Genomic DNA, 16,357 nt, shown 5'->3' with positions numbered 1-16,357 from the left:
GTCCGCGGATGTCGAGAACGTGCCACCGGCTCCGTCCCAGGTACATCAGCGGCCACCACCGACCAGCACCGCCCACCACCGGCCGCCCGAGGAAGAAGGAGAAACCGGCATGGCGATTCAGCGGATGGACAACGTCGGCATCGTCGTGGAGGACATGGACGCCGCCATCGCGTTCTTCGTGGAACTCGGTATGGAACTGGAGGGCAGGGGGGAGGTCCAGGGCCTCTTCGCCGACCAGTGCACCGGACTCGACGGCGTCCACTGTGACATCGCGATGGTCCGGACCCCGGACGGCCACAGCCGACTCGAGCTGGCGAAATACCGCAGCCCCGAGGCGACCGACGCCGGGCCGCGCAACCGGCCGCACAACATCCTGGGCACGCACCGCGTCATGTTCGCCGTCGACGACATCAAGGACACCGTGGCCCGCCTACGCCCGCACGGCGCCGAACTCGTCGGCGAGATCGCCCGGTTCGAGGACAGCTACCTGCTCTGCTACCTCCGCGGCCCGGAGGGCATCATCGTCGGCCTGGCCGAACAACTGCCATAAATCCAACCGCGCCGGCCAACGACGAAGGGCCCCATTGTGAATGGTGGGGCCCTTCGACATCGTGCCCGGTGAGGCACTGGCGGAGGATACGAGATTCGAACTCGTGAGGGGTTGCCCCCAACACGCTTTCCAACTGTGGGGGTGGGGAGGTGGGCGTCGTTCGGGGACGTTCACCTGCGTTCATCGGCGGCTGGGCCTCGGTCGGCGCTCAGGCTGTGGTCCTGGCTGAACGGCCGTGAACGTTGCTGAATGAGACGGAAACTGAGACGGCGGCACACGGTTCAACCACTGTCCTTGCAACTGGCCGCTGACGGCACGTCGTGGCACAACTGGTCCTGGTGAGACTGGACCTCACCCCCACCCAAGAAGATCATGAGGATCAGGACGGCCATTACGGCTTGGATGACAACCGTCACGACGGCGTCTACCCATGCGGCTGTCACGGCCGCCGCAATGGCGAGGACTCCGACTCCGCCGGCGGCGACCAGATAGCCCCACAAGGGATCGGTTGTGGGGGTCTTGTCCGAGTCGAGATCGAAGCCGGACAGGAACCAGAGTCCGAAGATCGCCGCCAAGGCAATCAGCTCCAGGAGTACGAGACCGCACCCGGCTGCGATGTCGGCACTCCGGTCCACACGGCGCCGCTGCCTGGAGCCGGTGGTGGCGTCGAAGGCCGGAGGGGCAACCGGTAAGTCCATACTCGCCACCCTGCCCACGCGCGTAGGGCGGCACATGAGTACGGGTACTCAGTTCCGCACCAGATGGATCCCGTGTTCCATCAGGCGCCTTTTCCGCGTCGACCAATCCGCCGGCGCCACGCCTTGATCCTGCACGGAGCAGCCGGAGAGGAAGGCCTGCGGGTCTGTGCCTCAGCCGACGCCAGTCAGCCACGACGGTGGGCGCGGCGACCGATCACGCACACGTGTGCCTCGCTGTACCCCCACGGGCCTCAGCCACGCTGTCGGGTGTTGGGCGGTGACCTCTTCGTCCCGAAGTAACTTGCATGGGGCATCCGCCTTGTACGGGTGCATCTCTCACCTGGGCCGATGGTCCGTAGGCGTCCGCGCTCGTTCGTCGGCGTTCGTCGGCTTTGTCACGCAGTTAGACACTCACTGCTCGGTGTCTCAGTTGCCTGCTAGGCGACTTGGCCAAGGATGTCCATCGGGAGATCGTTCCGCAGGTCGGCCCGCTCGGACGAAGTCGCCATATTCGCCCTGGACCAGGCTCTCGTTGACCCACCTCTCCCGCACTGCGCCCGTGGCCTCCTCGGCAGCGGCCAGTGCGGTAGACGGGTCATCTGCCGTGGCAATGAGTCGGCCGAACTCCTCTTCGTCCTCGTCGGCGTTGAGTGGTGGGAACTCGACCAGGTCGAGGAACCTCTCATGACCGACGTCTTCGACGGTATGGATGTAGACCTCATAGGCCGCCTTCGTTGGGCGGACCTCGACGTACGCGACTCCGAGACGACGGGGAGCGCTGACCGGACCGAGGAACTGTTCCACCGGCCGGCCTCGCTTCAGGGCCCCGATGATGAAGGCCTCTGTCAGGTAACGCACCACGCCACCCTACCCAGCGTGTCCGACCTGCGATGCCGACCAAGCTCTCAGCTTGGGAAACTTGGGTCTTGTAGGGCCGACTACCGTACTGGCCTGCGGCGGAAGGGTCATCCAGCCTTGGTGGCTCCGTGGCCTGGTCCCCGCTGTTCCCCGTGAGTCCCCGCTGGATCTGGCACGCGAATGGCACGACTTTCGGCCCTTCGTCTCGAAGCCCCTCGGGGGTTGGGGCTTGTTGGGCCTCGTACTGCCGTGGCCTACCTAACATGCCGAGTCAACAGACGGTGCCCACGCGGCTGGTGGCAGTTCGCGGCTGTTCTCCAAGGCCTGGCCGAAGCTCTTGCAGAACTCTGCGCTCGGACGCTCCCGGCGCGGCCGCTCCAAGTCTGGCACTCGTCAGACCGCTGACCGCATGCCTCCCGGCGGGCGTAACACCCAGAGAGGTGCGTCTACCGAAAAGGCCACACAAGAACCCCCTATCAGGCTGTACCCTTCCGGCCATGTCGAACTGGGTCCCTCTGTCCGTGCGCCGTGGAATTAAGCCTCCGAATCAAATCGAGGAGGGAGTTCCCCAGCACCTTGCTCCTGCCTTGGAGTATTGGGTTGAGGGCATCTTCGGATATCGGTCAAGCCGGGGAATGAACAGAGACCTTATCCACAATGCAGCACTGGCCGTACGCATTCCAGTCGTAAATGGGGATGGTTCGGCCATGATGCACCACCTACTTTCTCAATGTCTGCAAAACGGCGATCTTTTCCTCGACGTCATCGACTACCTGCTGAGCACATCGGTGGGAAATTCTGGCGCCCCACATTTGGAGCAGTCCTTGTCGATCGGCGGCTCCGCTTGGATGGCCGCAAGGGACCTGGGGGGACTTCGGCGCCGGGTTGACGAGACCGCACAACGAAGTTACGACGTAGCAACATCACCTACTGATCAGGCCAGCGACGAGCTGAAGCAGGCATGGGACCGGGCTTTTTCTCGTGACCCCGACGCCTCGGATGCGTGGGATCATGCCATCAAGGCGGTTGAGGCGGCTCTCATTCCAATCGTGGTACCAAAGCAAGACAAGGCGCAACTTGGCCACGTTGTGGGTTCGCTTCGCAGTCAGGGCGACCGTTGGAACTTCATTCTCCCCGGCGTCAAGATGGACCACAGTGTTCAGCCCCTAATCTCTATGCTTGACGCTCTATGGCCCAACCCAGACCGGCACGCTAACGGCACGCAACGCAAGCCGACATTGGATGAGGCTCAGAGCGCTGTGCATCTGGCCGTGAGCCTCGTCCAATGGGCGAGAGGGACCGTGCTGACCTTGCGAACCACGCAGTAGGGGCGGTCGTTAGGAGTCACCGAGGGCGCGCTCGGCGGGCCGGAATGGCCGCGTAAAGAGAATGCATCAGCGGGGAGGGGTAAATCAGCATGACTGGCGGGGCGGTATTCGTCGAAGACGATGATCTTTACCGCGCAATCGGTCGGGTAGCCACAGAGAGTGCACGCATGGATGAACTCTTGCGTGAACTAATTGGCGACATGTCGGGTGCCGATGAGATTTTGTGGGTCCTCCTGCAGGGGCAGGGTAGTGAGTGGCTATCCGATACCTGCAAATCCGTTCTGTGCCAGAGAGATCCATACTTCTCGCGTTGGCCGGAGAGTAGTCACGTCAAAGTGCTGGAGCTATTGAATGAATTCGCAAAGTATCGCCTTATTAGAAATGCAGTGATTCACGGCGTTTGGTATCCTTATGACCCTTTCGGTGAAGAGGGCCGTTTGCCTCGGCCGTGGGGTGCAGTAGATGACGGTTCTCCCGTTTATTACTGCATGCGCAGCAGGCATCGAAAGATCGACGAAGCGCGAGAAATTTCGGTTGGCGATGTTGAGCTTCTTGCCGAAAAAATTGCAGGCGTTCAAAGAGGGCTAGCTTCCGAGTTCAGGGCGATGACAAGGTGCTCATCTCCTCGAACCATGGAGCCCTTCCAGCGTTGGGGATTCTAAGTTTGCTGGAGCCCGAGCGGCAGTTCCTTATCCGCGAGGTCGGTGGAGCGGCTTTGGGGTGGCGCTGCTTTGGCGCGGGTGATCATGGCCCCGTATGCTTCCGGCGCGTCGGGCAGTCTGTGGACCTGCCTGGTAAAGCACGACGTTGGGGCCATGATCTTCGAGGCTCGCGCCAAGGTGGCTCCGTAAAGCCGTGGAGCCGACCGCCCCAGCCACGACGTACCCCTTCTCTGGCATCAGGCGGCTGAACACGTAGTGCGCGGCGCGGGCGCCGGCCGGGCTGGAGCGGGGCGGAGACAGGAGCGCAGGCCCGGCCGGGGCCCGGGCCGCGCGCGGGGAGCGGAGCGAGCCGCCTTGAACCAGTAGAGAAAGTTGTAACTCAGTAGGTTGGATGGTGCTGTCCTACTTCGTTTGATGCTTGACGTGTTGACGTCACTTGATGCTTGACGGTTCCGTCCTCGGCTTTGCTGTCTGCGACTGCTGTCGTGGAGGCGGGGCGAGGCCGGTGTTAGTGGAGCTGAGCGTGGTCGAGCAGCGCTATCACGCGGTCATGGAAGTGGCTGCTGGAGCATCGAAGACGGAGGTTGCGGCCCGGTATGGGGTCTCGCGGCAGTCGGTGCATGCGTGGGTGCGCCGGTATGAGGCAGGTGGTCTGGCGGGTCTGGCGGACCGGTCGCATCGTCCGAGGTCGCATCCGTGGCAGATGCCGGCCGGTGTGGAGGCGGCGGTGCTGGAGCTGCGCAGGCTGCATCCGCGGTGGGGTCAGCGCCGGTTGCGTCATGAGCTGGGGCGTCGTGGGGTGGAGCCGGTGCCGTCGGAGGCGTCGGTGTATCGGATCCTGGTGCGCCATCAGATGATCGTCCCGGTCAGGAGGCGCCGGCGTCGGGAGGATTACCGGCGGTGGGAGCGGCCGGGGCCGATGCAGTTGTGGCAGATGGATGTGATGGGCGGGTTCTGGCTGGCCGACGGCCGTGAGCTGAAGCTGGTGACCGGCGTCGATGACCATTCGAGGTTCTGTGTGATCGCCTCGGTGGTGGAGCGGGCGACCGGGCGGGCGGTGTGTGCGGCTTTCACTGCTGCGCTGGTGGGGTTCGGCTGTCCGGAGGAGGTGCTGACCGACAACGGGAAGCAGTTCACCGGCCGGTTCGGGACTCCGGGGCCGTCCACGGAGGTGTTGTTCGACCGGATCTGCCGGCTGAACGGCATCAAGCACCGGCTGACCAGACCGCGGTCGCCGACAACCACGGGGAAGATCGAGCGGTTCCATCAGTCGCTGCGGCGTGAACTCCTCGACGACCTGGGGCCGTTCGCGGATCTGCATGCGGCGCAGGCGGTCATCGACGGCTGGCGCGAGGACTACAACACCGTGCGTCCGCACCAGTCGCTGGACATGGCCGTCCCGGCGAGCCGGTTCCGTCCCGCCGCGGCCGACGGGGTTGAACTGCGGCTTCCGGCCCGGCTGACCGACGTGACGGCCGGCGAGGGACGGACGGGGCAGAGGGTTGAGCGGGTCGGGGAGGCGGTGCTGGGTTCGCCGGAGGCGGTGGAGGTGGACCGGGTGGTGCCGCCGAGCGGGAATCTCGCGGTGGCCGGTCAGCAGTTCTGGTTCGGTCCCCGGCATGCGGGCGCTGCGGTGACGCTGTGGATGGACAGCACTACTGTCCACGTCAGTCTGGACGGCAGGCGCATCAAGACCGTGCCGTCGCGGCTGAGCACCGCGGATCTGGTGCGGCTGCGGGCGTCCGGGGCTCGTGCGGCCGGTCCCGCCCCGGCAGGCCGGCTCGCCGGTCCGCTGGCTACCCGCTTGCCCGTCCAGGTGGCCCGCACCGTGAACGCCTCCGGAGTGGTGGGCCTGGCCGGACAGCAGATCACCGTCGGTGTCTTGCTGGCCGGACAGCGCGTGGTCCTTCGGCTGGACGGCCCTTTGATGCAGGTCATCGCTGACGGCGTGCTGGTGCGGACACTGCCGTGTCCGATCCCGCCCCGGCGGCGGGCCTATATCAGTGATGCCCAGCTCAGCCCGCTGCCGCCGAAGGCGCCGCAGGAGGCGGTCCGGGTCGGGCGGAAGGTGTCCGCCCGCGGCAGCATCCAGGTCTGCGGCCAGCAGGTCCAGGTCGGCATGGTCCATGCCCGCACCGTGGTCACCGTCGAGGTCACCGACACCACCCTGCACGTCTTCGACCACGACGGACACCGCCTGCGGACCCTGCCCCGCACCACCAGCAAGGAGGTGACCCGCTTCAAGGCCTACGGCACGAAGAACCGCACAACAGGCTAGGAACCGGAAAGCATCAACCGACATACATCCGTCAAAGCTCAACTGAACCTAGACATAGGTTGGATGGTGCTGTTGGGGGTGTGCCTCACGGCTGGGTGCTGTGCTGTCTGAGGAAAGGGCTCGCTCGTGCATCCCAGAAGGCGGTGGATGCAAGGGAGTGTCGTGAGCGCTGAGATCGGCTATGGAGCACAGCCTGATGTGATCGCGGCGCTTCTGGCCGCTGCTGGAGGCAGGGCGGTGGTGCTGTCGTATGACGAGGACCGATCGTTCGCCGCGGTGAGCTTGAGTCGCTTCGGTTCTGTGGGGTCATCTCGCCTGGACTGGAGTGGTGTTGAAGTACTCCAGAGCTCCCCAGTATTCGACGGTGGGGAGCTTCGGGGGCTGTTGGGCGGGCTCGCTCGTCCGGATGAGTTGGCAGTCGTGTTCTGGGGCAATCTCGCGGTGCCCTCGCTCGCCCTGGAGGTCGGCCTGGTGGCCACGCATGCCGACATGATTTTGGAGTGCTGTTCTGCGTGCTGGGTCTACCTCGTTGACAGTGGGATCCTGATCGAATTCCAGGATGGCGAAGGGTTCACCGCTGGCCGGGTGCCACGCTGACCTCTTGGTGAAGGCTCGTCAGCTACTGGAGCGCGGCTTGAAGTCGTATGCGCACGTGGGAAGTTCTGCGGCCTGACGGTGTGCCATCGGCAGGAAGGTCACTGGGCTTACGGTCCAGGTGATGAGTGTTCGGGCATGGATGACGGACACCGTCCAGGGCACGCGGCGCAACAGGGTCCGTCGGGTGTTGACGCGGTGGTCGTAGAGTCGTTCCCATGCCTCCTGGGAGGCGTCGGAGTCGAGTGCCGGTGAGATGGTGCGCAGGATCTCGGAGACCCAGTTGTTCGCCTCGGTCTCTGTGTAGGCGTCGTAGGAGCCGAAGAGCGTTGGCGGCCGGCCGTCGTTCAAGTGCCGGGTCCAGCACTCGCACCAAAAGCCCGGACCGATCGTCGTGCTCAGCACGGGTGCCCTCCTCGTCGTACGTCCGTGAAGAGTTCCGCGGTGACGGTGTGACCGCCGTCGCTGTCGTGGACCACGACCCGGTGCGCAATCGCGCTGACCATTCCCAGCCCCCGGCCGTGCTCCGCCTCCTGGTCCCGGTGCTCGACCTTCGGAGCGGTCCCCGCGCCCCCGCCATCCGTCACAGATAGAGCGACCACCTGCGAGGACACCGCAAGCGCCAGGTGGAAGCTGCCGGCCTCCCGCCCACTCGCCGTGTGCAGGATCGCGTTCGCGCTCAGCTCGCTCACGATCAGTTCGGCGTCCTCGGCCAAGGGCGAGCCGCGCAGGATGTCGCGTGTCCAGCGCCGCGCCCGGCTGACCTCTTCGGGGAAACCTGGGCAAGTGAGCCCCCAGACCCGTGCAGTGCTCGTATACTCGTGCATACAAGTTCCTTCGTGCTGGTAGGCCGCCATGTGCAGCGGGTTCGGGCTAGACGAGTTTCACGCCGTCATGGGCGCGGATGGCCGGCGGAGACGCCGCATCGAGTGCGTCCAGGACGCGGATCGCGTATGCCTCGTCGGCGAGTTCGGATACCTCTTCCCGGGTGGCCCAGCGCAGTGCGCGGGTCTCGTCCCCGGTGGTGGGTGTGCCGTCGGCGGCCTGGCAGCGGAAGACCAGGGAGACGATCAGCCCCGTCATGTTCTTGTAGACACCGGTGAGGGTCGCCGGAAGTGCGATCTTGATGCCGGTTTCTTCGAGGACTTCGCGTTGGAGGGCCTCGGGGAGGGTTTCGTCTCGCTCGACGACGCCGCCCGGGGGTTCCCACTTGCCGTTGTCGCGGCGCTTGATCAGGAGGGCGCGGCCGTGGTCGTCGACGATGACTCCGGCGACGCTCACGGAGTGCGGACGGTCAGTGCTCACGTTCCTCGGCCCTCCCGGCTGGCTAGGCTCTCCACCGTAGCAACAACACTCGCCCACTCGTCTAGATACCTAAAGGAGTACTCAACGTGAGCCCTCTCCGTTCCGGCCTGCTCGGCGATCTCGACCCCACGAGTGATCGTGCGGTCTTCCGGCAGATCGCCGATCAACTGCGCGAGGCCATCGACCGTGGGCGGTTCAAGGAGGGCGAAAAGCTGCCCTCGGAGGCTGACCTGGTCGAGCACTACGGGGTTTCCCGGATGACCGTCCGCAACTCCTTCTCCGTCCTCCAGGGCGAGGGCCTGGTGCATGCCGAGCACGGCAAGGGCGTCTTCGTCCGGCCCCGGCCGCCCGTACGGCGGCTCGCCTCCGACCGCTTCGCCCGCCGTCACCGCGAGCAGGGCAAATCCGCGTTCATCGTCGAGGCCGACGCCGCCGGCAGTCACCCACAGGTCGACAGCCTGGAGGTGAAGGAGGAGAAGGCCAGTCAGGACATCTCCACCCGGCTCGGCTCCGTACGGCGCGTGCTCGCCCGCCGACGCCGGTATCTGCTCGACGGGAAGCCGGTCGAGTTCGCCACCTCCTACCTGCCCCTCGACATCGCGCGCGGCACGCAGATCGCCGAACCCAACCCCGGCCCCGGCGGCATCTACGCCCGCCTCGAAGAACTCGGCCACCACCTCGACCACTTCGAGGAGGAGATCCGCGCCCGGATGCCCTCGCCCACCGAGGTCAAGACGCTCCGGCTGGCCTCCGGCGTGCCCGTGATTCACCTCATCCGCACCGCGTACGACACCGAAGGGCGGGCTGTGGAGGTCTGCGACACGGTCATGGCGGCGGACGCGTACGTGCTGTCGTACCAGCTCCCGGCGACATGAGCGCAAACCGCGTCGTGCCTGGCGAAGCGTGGACGGGCGATGACCGCGCGCACAACGACGCCTGTCACGAGCGCTGGTTGCAGGTGCAGAACAGGCCCACTCACCAGCCCGGATATCGAGACGACTGGTACGACGCGCAATGCGGTGGCTGTCGGTTCTGGATCGCGTTGAGCGGAGAGCTGGGGCGGGACTGGGGAGTCTGCACCCATGCCGGCTCGGCGTTCGACGGGCGGGCCCGTTTCGAGCATGACGGTTGCGAGCTGTTCACCGCCCGGGAGGACGGTTCCTTCGGGTGAGCTTGCTTGGGTCTGGCTGGTGCGCGGGGATGCTTCTCCGAACTCGTACACCCCAACGTGCATACTCGTATAGACGAGTGGTCGAGTTGTGTGGCAGGGTGGTCCGCACGAACCCGGAGATCGGGTTCTCGGATCGCTACATGTATAGACGAGTAGATAGGGAAACTTCCTTGCGTACCATCCGTGTTGAGACCGCCGCCGCGACGATCCTGCTGACCGAGGCCCCGGAGCCGAAGGTCCGCGACCGTCAGACCGGCGAGATCGCCAAGGACGCCGTCAGCGGCGAGGCGCTGATGACGCTCGGCGTCGTCTACATCGAGGAGGGCGAGTCCTCGCTGATCAAGGTCACCGTCCCCGAGGGTGGTGTCTCCGAGGGGCTGGCGCTCGGAGCTCCGGTCTCGCTGCCGGGGCTGGTCGCCCGGCCGTGGGAGAGCGTGTTCAACGGGCAGCAGCGCCACGGCATCGCCTTCCGTGCCGCCGCTGTCACTCCGGCCGCGTTCCCGGCCGTCGCCGAGGCCGCCGCCTGATGACCGACCTGACGACGCTCCTGGAGGTGGGTGGTCCCCTCGCCGCGCTCGGTGGTGGGGCCGCCTACACCCGGGCCAAGCATCCGGCCGCGTACTGGTCCACGATCGGCCTGCCGATATCCACCACCCGCCTGCTCAGCTCGTACGGCTCGGTCATGGAGGCCTGCGGCCTGACCGTGGCTCCGTCCCGGCTGCGCGTCCTCGCCGTCAAGGCCACCACCCGCCGCGAGGTCCGTCCCGTACCGCCCCGCCGGGGCATCATCCGACCCACCACAACCGGCCTGCGGATACGTCTGCGGCTCGCCCCGGGCCAGGAACCCGCCGACGTCGCCGCCTCCGCCGAACGGCTGCGGCACGCCTGGGGAGTTCACGCCGTCTACGTCACCACCCTCAAGCCCGGCATCGTCGAACTCCGGCTCGTCGGCTACGACGTGCTGCGCCGGGTCCGCATGCCCCGCACCCGCAAGCTCCCGTCCGGGCTCCTCAAAGTGCCGGTCGCCCTGCGGGAGGACGCCACGCCGTTCGTACGGGACTACCGCACCGTCCCGCACCAACTCACCCTCGGCGCAACGCTGTCGGGCAAGTCCATGTACCTGCGCCACCTGGTCACCGGACTCGCCCGCCAGCCGGTCGCCCTGGTCGGCATCGACTGCAAGCGCGGCGTGGAACTCTCCCCGTTCGCTGCCCGCCTCTCGGCCCTGGCCACCGACCCCGACCAGGCAGCCGACCTACTGCCCGCGCTCATCGACGAAATGGAGGACCGCTACGACCTGATCAAGTCCCGCCAGGGCATCGCCCCCAACACCCCCGACGAGGAGATCACTTCAGACATCTGGGGCCTGCCCGAGAGCGAACGCCCGGTCCCGATCGTGCTGTTCGTCGACGAGGTCGCCGAACTCTTCCTCGTCGCTACCCGCAAGGATGAGGAACGCCGCGACGAGATGGTCACCCAGCTCATCCGCCTCGCCCAACTCGGCCGCGCCGCCGGCATCTACCTCGAAGTCTGCGGACAGCGCTTCGGCGCCGAACTCGGCAAGGGCGCCACCATGCTCCGCGCCCAGCTCACCGGCCGCGTCTGCCACCGCGTCAACGACGAAGCCTCCGCCAAAATGGCCCTGGGCGACATCGCCCCCGAAGCCGTCGGCGCCGCCTGCGCCATCGCCCCCGAACGCCCCGGCCTGGCCGTCGCGGGCGACACCTCCGGCGGCTGGTCCCGCATCCGCACCCCCTACCTCTCCCTCGGCGACGCCGCAAAGATCTGCCGCGACTCCGCGCACCTGGTGCCCGACCTGCCCGCACTCAAGCGCTTCCAGCCGCACGTACCCGCGCAACTGGTCAAGACCCCGGGTCCCAACGTCCAGCCGCGCCCGGCAACCAACTGACCTTCTCCCACCCCGGTTTGGTGTGACCGCTTCGCGCCACGTCCCTACCCCTCCATGCCCGACCCCGGAAGGAGCCGCATCATGCGCGCCCAACTGGCCCGCGTCGACGCGGTACTCGTCCAAGCCTTCATCGCCGCCGCTCTCTCCTTCGCCCACCTGCACGACATCGCCTCGGCGGCCGGGCAGGACGGGTGGAAAGCATGGGCCTACCCCATCAGCGTCGATCTCCTGCTCGTCGCCGCCTGGCGCCGACTGCGGACCGGCGAAGCGAAGGCCTCCGGCTGGTGCTGGTTCGTCATCGCGCTGACGGCGTCGCTCGGCGCGAACGTCGCGACCGCTGGCCTGCTCGATCTCGGCGACGTCCCGGCCTGGCTGCGCATCCTCGTCGCGGGCTGGCCCGCCGTCGCCTTCCTCGGCGGAACCCTCCTCGCCCACTCGGCGCCCAAGGCGGTCGTCGCCGTCGAGGTGGTCGAGGACCAGGAAGACAAGCCCGAATCAGCCCCCGAGCTGCCCGCCCAACTCGCTGTCGAGGCGCCACCCAACCGCCCCGCCGTGCCGGTCCCGGCCGCCCTGATCGACCACGCCCGCAAGGTCGCCGCCGACCACCACACCCGAACCGGAACCCCCATGGACGTCTCGACCCTGCGCGCCCGCCTCGGCGTCCCGGCACCCATGGCCGAAGCCATCGCCGCCCACCTCACACCGACAGGAAGTTGACCCGTGCCCCTCACCTTCAACACCGCCGCCGACTACCTCGACGCGGCCCGCGAGATGGCCCGCAGCAACCGATGGGCACTTGCCCGGCTCCTCGCCGAGGAAGCCGCCGACCGGACCTCGGACCCTGCCCAAGCTGCCCGCATCCTCGCCGAGTTCCCCGCACCGAACCGCCGAGAGGAGGACTGAAGATGCCCGCCAACCGCCGCTTCCGCAACGTCATCCGCATCGGGCCCGTCCAGGTCGCCACGTCCTACGACGACCGGGGCCAGGAGAAGCACACCGCCGCCTGCACCGCCCCGCGCTGCGGTGCCTCGCACGACTACGACAGCCGCGCCGCCGCCGAGTTGGCCGCGCACACCCACCGCTGCCCCGTCCGCTGAAAGGGAGTTCCACCCCGTGACCGTCAGCCTGCCGCTCGTCGTCGTCCTCGGCTTCTTCGCCTGGGGAGCGGTCAAGTTCCTCGGCGTCCGTACCTGGATCGTCGTACTGATCGCCCTGTTCGGCTTCTGGCTCTCGCACACCTTCCTCGCCCCCGCCATCGAGTCCGGCACGCGTTCCGGAGTGGGTGTCGTAAACGGTTCACATGACTAGACGAGTAGATGAGAAAGGGTTCGCCGTGTTCCTGCCCAAGTACCCCGACAACCCGACCCCGCCGCCCGCGCACACCCACACCCCGGCCGACCCGACGCCTGTACGGCGCTCGCTTCCGCCGGTCGCCATCGACCGCAACACGGTCGTCGCCCTGGTCGTCGGCGGAGTCGTCCTCACCGCGCTCCTGGCCGCCGTCGCCGTAACGGCCATCTCCGTAGCCATAGCCGCCGTGGTCCTGCGCTCGATGCTCCGCGACCACCGCCGCTGAACGACTCCCTGAACAACCCCTGGCCTCCGGGGCGGCGGCACACGACCAAGCATTTCGCCGCCCCGGGGCCCGTCTCTCCTGACCGAGCCAGCCAGAAGGAGCAAGCCATCTTCACCCGCCTCACCCCGGCCCCACTCCCCGAACTAGCGAATCTGGCCGCGCAAGGCACCCTCCCGGGTATCCTCCGCCAACTCTCCGGCCTCGGCGGCTGCACCCACCCCATCCCCTCGACGGCCACCGCACCGAGTGCGACGTCAACACCACGACCGGCGAGATCGGCGGCATCCTCCACCACCTCAACTCCTCGACGCTCCCGGCCGGCCAACTCCTCGTCCGCTGCAACAACCGCCGCACCACCCGCTGCGCGGCCTGCTCCGAGGTCTACCGCCGCGACACCTTCCACCTGATCACCTCCGGCCTACGCGGCGGCAAGGGCACCCCCGAACACGTCGCCACCCACCCCCGCGTCTTCGCCACCTTCACCGCCCCCGGCTTTGGCCCGGTCCACAACCGCCGCACCGACGGCCGCCCCTGCCGCTGCGGCACCCACCATGCCCAGGACGACGAGCGACTCGGCACACCCCTCGACCCGGACACCTACGACTACGAAGCCGCCGTCCTCTGGAACGCACACGCAGGTCCCCTCTGGCGCCGCTTCTCCACCTACCTACGCCGAGAGGTCGCCAAGCGAGCGGGCCTCTCCCAGCGTCGGTTCCGCGACCACGCACGCGTGTCGTTCGCCAAGGTCGCCGAGTACCAGAAGCGCGGCGCCGTCCACTTCCACGCAGTCATCCGCATCGACGGCCCCACCGGCGGCGACACCCCGCCCCCGCCCTGGGCCACCGCCGAACTGCTCACCGACGCCATCCGTACCGCGACGGCCAAGGTCCGCGTCGACGGCCCGACCATCGACGGCCGCAATCACACCTTCACCTTCGGCCGCCAACTCGACGTCCGCACCATCCGATCCGCCGACTTCAACGACGGCCGGGAACTCACCGAACGAGCCGTCGCCGCCTACATCGCCAAGTACGCCACCAAGGGCGCCGAAACCGCGACGGGAGCTCTCGACCGCCCGCTCAAGTTCGCCGCCGAACTCGCCCACCTCGACATCAGCGACCACGCCCGCCGCCTGATCCGCACCGCCTGGACCCTCGGCGCCCGCAAGAGCCTGGAACACCTCCGCCTGCGCGCCTGGGCCCACATGCTCGGCTTCCGCGGCCACTTCTCCACCAAATCCCGCCGCTACTCCACCACCCTCGGCGCCCTCCGCAACGCCCGAGCCGAATGGCGCCGTGCCCAAGCGACCCCAACGCCAACAGAACCCCACACCAACACGACTTACGTCCTCGCCCACTGGGTCTTCGCCGGAACCGGCCTCTCGTCCACCGAAGCCTGGCTAGCCGAGACCCTCGAACCCGCCCTCGGAACGGAAGGAGAGCCCACCCGTGGCTGAGCCGCGAGCCTTGACCGCTGTCCCAGAACTCGCCGACCCGTCCTTGGTCCTGCTGACCGTCGAAGAGGCGGCACGGCGACTCCGTATCGGCCGTACAACCTGCTTCAAGCTCGTGCTCGCGGGCGAGATCGAATCGGTCACGGTAGGCCGACTTCGCCGAGTCCCGGCCGAGGCGCTGCCCGCATACGTCACCCAACTCCGCCGCCGTCCCGCTGTAGCGGCCTGAAGGGGGGAGACATGGCAGAGACGAAACGCACCCGCCAGCCCAACGGCGCCTCGTCCATCTACCTCGGCAAGGACGGCAAATGGCACGGCCGGGTGACCGTCGGCGTCAAAGACGACGGCAAGCCCGATCGCCGTCACATCGAGCGGAAGACCAAGGCCGAAGTGACCAAGGCCGTCCGCGAGATGGAGCGGGCCCGCGACGACAAGAAGCTTCGGAAGCCGGGCAAGGGATGGACCGTCCAGAGCTGGCTTGAGCACTGGGTCGAGAACATCGCCAAGTCGTACGTCTCCGAGAACACGTACGACGGGTACGAGGTCGACGTACGCGTTCACCTCGTCCCCGGCCTGGGCGCTCACAAGCTCGACGGCCTGGAGCCGGAGCACCTCGAACGCTTCTATCGGAAGATGCAGGCGTCCGGGAGCTCCGCCGGCACCGCCCACCATGCTCACCGGACGATCAGGGTCGCCCTCGGCGAAGCGGTCCGTCGTGGGCATGTCGTCACCAACGCCGCCGAGATCGCCAAGGCTCCCCGCCTCGAAGAGGAGGACATCGAGCCCTACACGATCGAGGAGGTACAGAGCCTGCTTGTCGAAGCGGCCAAGCTCCGCAACAGCGCACGTTGGGTCGTCGCCCTGGCTCTCGGCCTCCGCCAGGGCGAGGCGCTCGGCCTGCACTGGGAAGACGTCGACCTCGCCGCCGGGTACGTCCGCATCCGCAAGAACCGGCTCCGCCCGAAGTACGCGCACGGCTGCGGTGCCAACTCGTGTGGCCGGAAGGCGGGCTACTGCCCCAAGAAAGAGCAGACCCGCCGCGAACACAAGTCCACCAAGTCCCGAGCCGGACGGCGCACCATCGGCCTGCCCGATCCGCTGATCAAGATTCTCCGCCAACACCAGGAAGTCCAGGAGCGGGAGCGGATCGCTGCTGGCACTGACTGGGAGGACAAGGGGTATGTCTTCGCCTCGCCAGTTGGCGGACCGTTGAGCCCCAACACCGACTTCCACGTCTGGAAGCGGCTGCTGCGGGATGCCGACGTACGGAACGGCCGTCTCCACGACGCTCGCCACACCGCAGCGACCGTCCTCCTGATCCTCGGCGTCCCAGACGTCGTGATCGACTCGATCATGGGTTGGGAGCCCGGGGGAGCGGCCAGGATGCGAGCTCGCTACATGCACGTGACGGGGACCATGCTCCGCAAGGTCGCGCAGCAAGTCGGAGACGCGCTCTGGGTGCTGCCCGGGACCAACACCGATACCGGCACCGAAGAAAAAACAAACTGAGACGGAAACTGAGACGGCCAACGACGAAGGGCCCCACCGCGAACGGTGGGGCCCTTCGACATCGTGCCCGGTGAGGCACTGGCGGAGGATACGAGATTCGAACTCGTGAGGGGTTGCCCCCAACACGCTTTCCAAGCGTGCGCCCTAGGCCACTAGGCGAATCCTCCGCGGCAAACAATACAAGACGTTGAGGAGTGCTCGCGAACTCGTTCCCCCCCGCTCAGATCCTGTAGCCTGTGCGGAGCCCCTCACGCGGCGCTATCTGACTGAACTCCCCCAGGGCCGGAAGGCAGCAAGGGTAGGTTGGCTCTGGTGGGTGCGTGGGGGGCGCTTGCGTTCCCGCCGCCTGTGGTCGTGGCTCTGCCTGTAGCTGTAGCTGTAGCTGTAGCTGTAGCTGTAGCTGTAGCTGTAGCTGTAGCTCTGCGCCTGGCGGCCGAAGCTGCGCCGAGTTCGCCACCGGCCCCCG

General features: G+C 67.1%; 21 protein-coding genes, 1 tRNA gene, 1 other RNA gene and 1 pseudogene. 18 read left to right on the top strand and 6 right to left on the bottom strand.

The window, feature by feature from the left end:
- Nucleotides 1-109: 109 nt before the first annotated feature.
- The gene (locus OG223_RS25770; protein WP_329253122.1) at nt 110-550 is read left to right on the top strand and encodes a VOC family protein; all 441 of its coding nucleotides are present in this window, start codon (nt 110-112) and stop codon (nt 548-550) included.
- 281 nt (nt 551-831) lie between these two features.
- On the opposite strand, the gene OG223_RS25765 is transcribed toward OG223_RS25770, so the two are convergent.
- Both OG223_RS25765 and OG223_RS25760 read right to left on the bottom strand, forming a co-directional pair.
- Complete coding sequence (locus OG223_RS25765) at nt 832-1,248, bottom strand: DUF6234 family protein (protein ID WP_329253119.1); 417 nt, start codon at nt 1,246-1,248, stop codon at nt 832-834.
- A 426-nt stretch (nt 1,249-1,674) separates the two neighbouring features.
- Nucleotides 1,675-2,106, bottom strand: a complete 432-nt coding sequence (locus OG223_RS25760; protein ID WP_329253116.1) for a hypothetical protein — start codon at nt 2,104-2,106, stop codon at nt 1,675-1,677.
- A 497-nt stretch (nt 2,107-2,603) separates the two neighbouring features.
- Here OG223_RS25760 and OG223_RS25755 point away from each other — a divergent pair, with 497 nt between their 5' ends.
- The 4 genes from OG223_RS25755 to OG223_RS25740 all read left to right on the top strand — a co-directional run bounded on the left by OG223_RS25755 (nt 2,604) and on the right by OG223_RS25740 (nt 6,971).
- On the top strand, nt 2,604-3,434 hold the full coding sequence (locus OG223_RS25755) for a hypothetical protein (RefSeq protein ID WP_329253111.1): 831 nt from the start codon (nt 2,604-2,606) through the stop codon (nt 3,432-3,434).
- Nucleotides 3,435-3,601: 167 nt separating this feature from the next.
- Nucleotides 3,602-4,096, top strand: a complete 495-nt coding sequence (locus OG223_RS25750; RefSeq protein WP_329253108.1) for a hypothetical protein — start codon at nt 3,602-3,604, stop codon at nt 4,094-4,096.
- A gap of 517 nt (nt 4,097-4,613) precedes the next feature.
- Nucleotides 4,614-6,374 (top strand): IS481 family transposase, encoded by a 1,761-nt coding sequence (locus OG223_RS25745; protein WP_329265465.1) that lies wholly within the window; start codon nt 4,614-4,616, stop codon nt 6,372-6,374.
- A gap of 162 nt (nt 6,375-6,536) precedes the next feature.
- A complete protein-coding gene (locus OG223_RS25740) occupies nt 6,537-6,971 on the top strand; it encodes a hypothetical protein (protein WP_329253105.1) in 435 nt (144 codons plus the stop codon).
- 18 nt (nt 6,972-6,989) lie between these two features.
- Here OG223_RS25740 and OG223_RS25735 read toward each other — a convergent pair whose 3' ends face one another.
- Genes OG223_RS25735 through OG223_RS25725 form a run of 3 tightly spaced genes read right to left on the bottom strand, consistent with a single transcriptional unit; the run spans nt 6,990 to nt 8,249 of the window.
- Nucleotides 6,990-7,373, bottom strand: coding sequence for a hypothetical protein (locus tag OG223_RS25735; RefSeq protein ID WP_329253102.1), 384 nt, complete (start codon nt 7,371-7,373; stop codon nt 6,990-6,992).
- Entirely contained in the window at nt 7,367-7,795 is a 429-nt protein-coding gene (locus OG223_RS25730; protein WP_329253099.1) for an ATP-binding protein, read from the bottom strand. The genes OG223_RS25735 and OG223_RS25730 overlap by 7 nt, the downstream gene beginning before the upstream one ends.
- 46 nt (nt 7,796-7,841) lie before the next feature.
- Nucleotides 7,842-8,249, bottom strand: a complete 408-nt coding sequence (locus OG223_RS25725) for an NUDIX hydrolase (RefSeq protein WP_200715647.1) — start codon at nt 8,247-8,249, stop codon at nt 7,842-7,844.
- A gap of 110 nt (nt 8,250-8,359) precedes the next feature.
- Here OG223_RS25725 and OG223_RS25720 point away from each other — a divergent pair, with 110 nt between their 5' ends.
- From OG223_RS25720 to OG223_RS25665, 12 genes and pseudogenes are all read left to right on the top strand, one after another.
- On the top strand, nt 8,360-9,148 hold the full coding sequence (locus tag OG223_RS25720) for a GntR family transcriptional regulator (protein ID WP_200689245.1): 789 nt from the start codon (nt 8,360-8,362) through the stop codon (nt 9,146-9,148).
- Complete coding sequence (locus tag OG223_RS25715) at nt 9,145-9,444, top strand: DUF3027 domain-containing protein (protein ID WP_329253095.1); 300 nt, start codon at nt 9,145-9,147, stop codon at nt 9,442-9,444. The genes OG223_RS25720 and OG223_RS25715 overlap by 4 nt, the downstream gene beginning before the upstream one ends.
- 170 nt (nt 9,445-9,614) lie before the next feature.
- Nucleotides 9,615-9,971 carry an SCO3933 family regulatory protein gene (locus OG223_RS25710; protein ID WP_019075282.1) on the top strand — a complete coding sequence of 119 codons (357 nt, stop codon included), beginning with the start codon at nt 9,615-9,617 and terminating at the stop codon, nt 9,969-9,971.
- The gene (locus OG223_RS25705) at nt 9,971-11,353 is read left to right on the top strand and encodes an FtsK/SpoIIIE domain-containing protein (protein WP_329253092.1); all 1,383 of its coding nucleotides are present in this window, start codon (nt 9,971-9,973) and stop codon (nt 11,351-11,353) included. The genes OG223_RS25710 and OG223_RS25705 overlap by 1 nt, the downstream gene beginning before the upstream one ends.
- A gap of 81 nt (nt 11,354-11,434) precedes the next feature.
- A complete protein-coding gene (locus tag OG223_RS25700; protein ID WP_329253089.1) occupies nt 11,435-12,070 on the top strand; it encodes a DUF2637 domain-containing protein in 636 nt (211 codons plus the stop codon).
- A gap of 3 nt (nt 12,071-12,073) precedes the next feature.
- Nucleotides 12,074-12,256: a hypothetical protein gene (locus tag OG223_RS25695; RefSeq protein WP_262060930.1), complete on the top strand. Its 183-nt coding sequence runs from the start codon at nt 12,074-12,076 to the stop codon at nt 12,254-12,256.
- A 2-nt stretch (nt 12,257-12,258) separates the two neighbouring features.
- Nucleotides 12,259-12,450 (top strand): mobile element transfer protein, encoded by a 192-nt coding sequence (locus OG223_RS25690; RefSeq protein ID WP_093628273.1) that lies wholly within the window; start codon nt 12,259-12,261, stop codon nt 12,448-12,450.
- A gap of 16 nt (nt 12,451-12,466) precedes the next feature.
- Entirely contained in the window at nt 12,467-12,661 is a 195-nt protein-coding gene (locus OG223_RS25685; protein WP_019075277.1) for a hypothetical protein, read from the top strand.
- A 25-nt stretch (nt 12,662-12,686) separates the two neighbouring features.
- Entirely contained in the window at nt 12,687-12,929 is a 243-nt protein-coding gene (locus tag OG223_RS25680) for a SpdD protein (RefSeq protein ID WP_329265463.1), read from the top strand.
- Nucleotides 12,930-13,081: 152 nt separating this feature from the next.
- Nucleotides 13,082-14,385: pseudogene (locus tag OG223_RS25675) on the top strand (replication initiator).
- A complete protein-coding gene (locus OG223_RS25670; RefSeq protein ID WP_019075273.1) occupies nt 14,378-14,611 on the top strand; it encodes an excisionase family DNA-binding protein in 234 nt (77 codons plus the stop codon). The pseudogene OG223_RS25675 and the gene OG223_RS25670 overlap by 8 nt, the downstream one beginning before the upstream one ends.
- Before the next feature lie 11 nt (nt 14,612-14,622).
- Complete coding sequence (locus tag OG223_RS25665; protein WP_329253080.1) at nt 14,623-15,891, top strand: tyrosine-type recombinase/integrase; 1,269 nt, start codon at nt 14,623-14,625, stop codon at nt 15,889-15,891.
- Between the two features lie 79 nt (nt 15,892-15,970).
- Here OG223_RS25665 and OG223_RS25660 read toward each other — a convergent pair.
- A tRNA-Ser gene (locus OG223_RS25660) sits at nt 15,971-16,058 on the bottom strand.
- Between the two features lie 72 nt (nt 16,059-16,130).
- On the opposite strand from OG223_RS25660, the gene ffs reads away from it, so the two are divergent.
- Nucleotides 16,131-16,229: signal recognition particle sRNA small type (ffs, locus tag OG223_RS25655), an RNA gene on the top strand.
- Nucleotides 16,230-16,357 lie beyond the last annotated feature (128 nt).

It is taken from the genome of Streptomyces sp. NBC_01478 (assembly GCF_036227225.1).
Taxonomy (GTDB): Bacteria; Actinomycetota; Actinomycetes; order Streptomycetales; family Streptomycetaceae; genus Streptomyces.
Note: the sequence above shows the minus strand (reverse complement) of the source record. Positions and strands in the feature narration are given on the sequence as shown.

Bases quoted from the DNA above. Each gene is read 5' to 3' on its own strand.
- OG223_RS25755 (WP_329253111.1), top strand. From the start codon at position 2,604: ATGTCGAACTGGGTCCCTCTGTCCGTGCGCCGTGGAATTAAGCCTCCG.
- OG223_RS25770 (WP_329253122.1), top strand. From the start codon at position 110: ATGGCGATTCAGCGGATGGACAACGTCGGCATCGTCGTGGAGGACATG.
- OG223_RS25715 (WP_329253095.1), top strand. From the start codon at position 9,145: ATGAGCGCAAACCGCGTCGTGCCTGGCGAAGCGTGGACGGGCGATGAC.
- OG223_RS25700 (WP_329253089.1), top strand. From the start codon at position 11,435: ATGCGCGCCCAACTGGCCCGCGTCGACGCGGTACTCGTCCAAGCCTTC.
- OG223_RS25730 (WP_329253099.1), bottom strand. From the start codon at position 7,795: ATGCACGAGTATACGAGCACTGCACGGGTCTGGGGGCTCACTTGCCCA.
- OG223_RS25705 (WP_329253092.1), top strand. From the start codon at position 9,971: ATGACCGACCTGACGACGCTCCTGGAGGTGGGTGGTCCCCTCGCCGCG.
- OG223_RS25765 (WP_329253119.1), bottom strand. From the start codon at position 1,248: ATGGACTTACCGGTTGCCCCTCCGGCCTTCGACGCCACCACCGGCTCC.
- OG223_RS25690 (WP_093628273.1), top strand. From the start codon at position 12,259: ATGCCCGCCAACCGCCGCTTCCGCAACGTCATCCGCATCGGGCCCGTC.
- OG223_RS25665 (WP_329253080.1), top strand. From the start codon at position 14,623: ATGGCAGAGACGAAACGCACCCGCCAGCCCAACGGCGCCTCGTCCATC.
- OG223_RS25750 (WP_329253108.1), top strand. From the start codon at position 3,602: ATGGATGAACTCTTGCGTGAACTAATTGGCGACATGTCGGGTGCCGAT.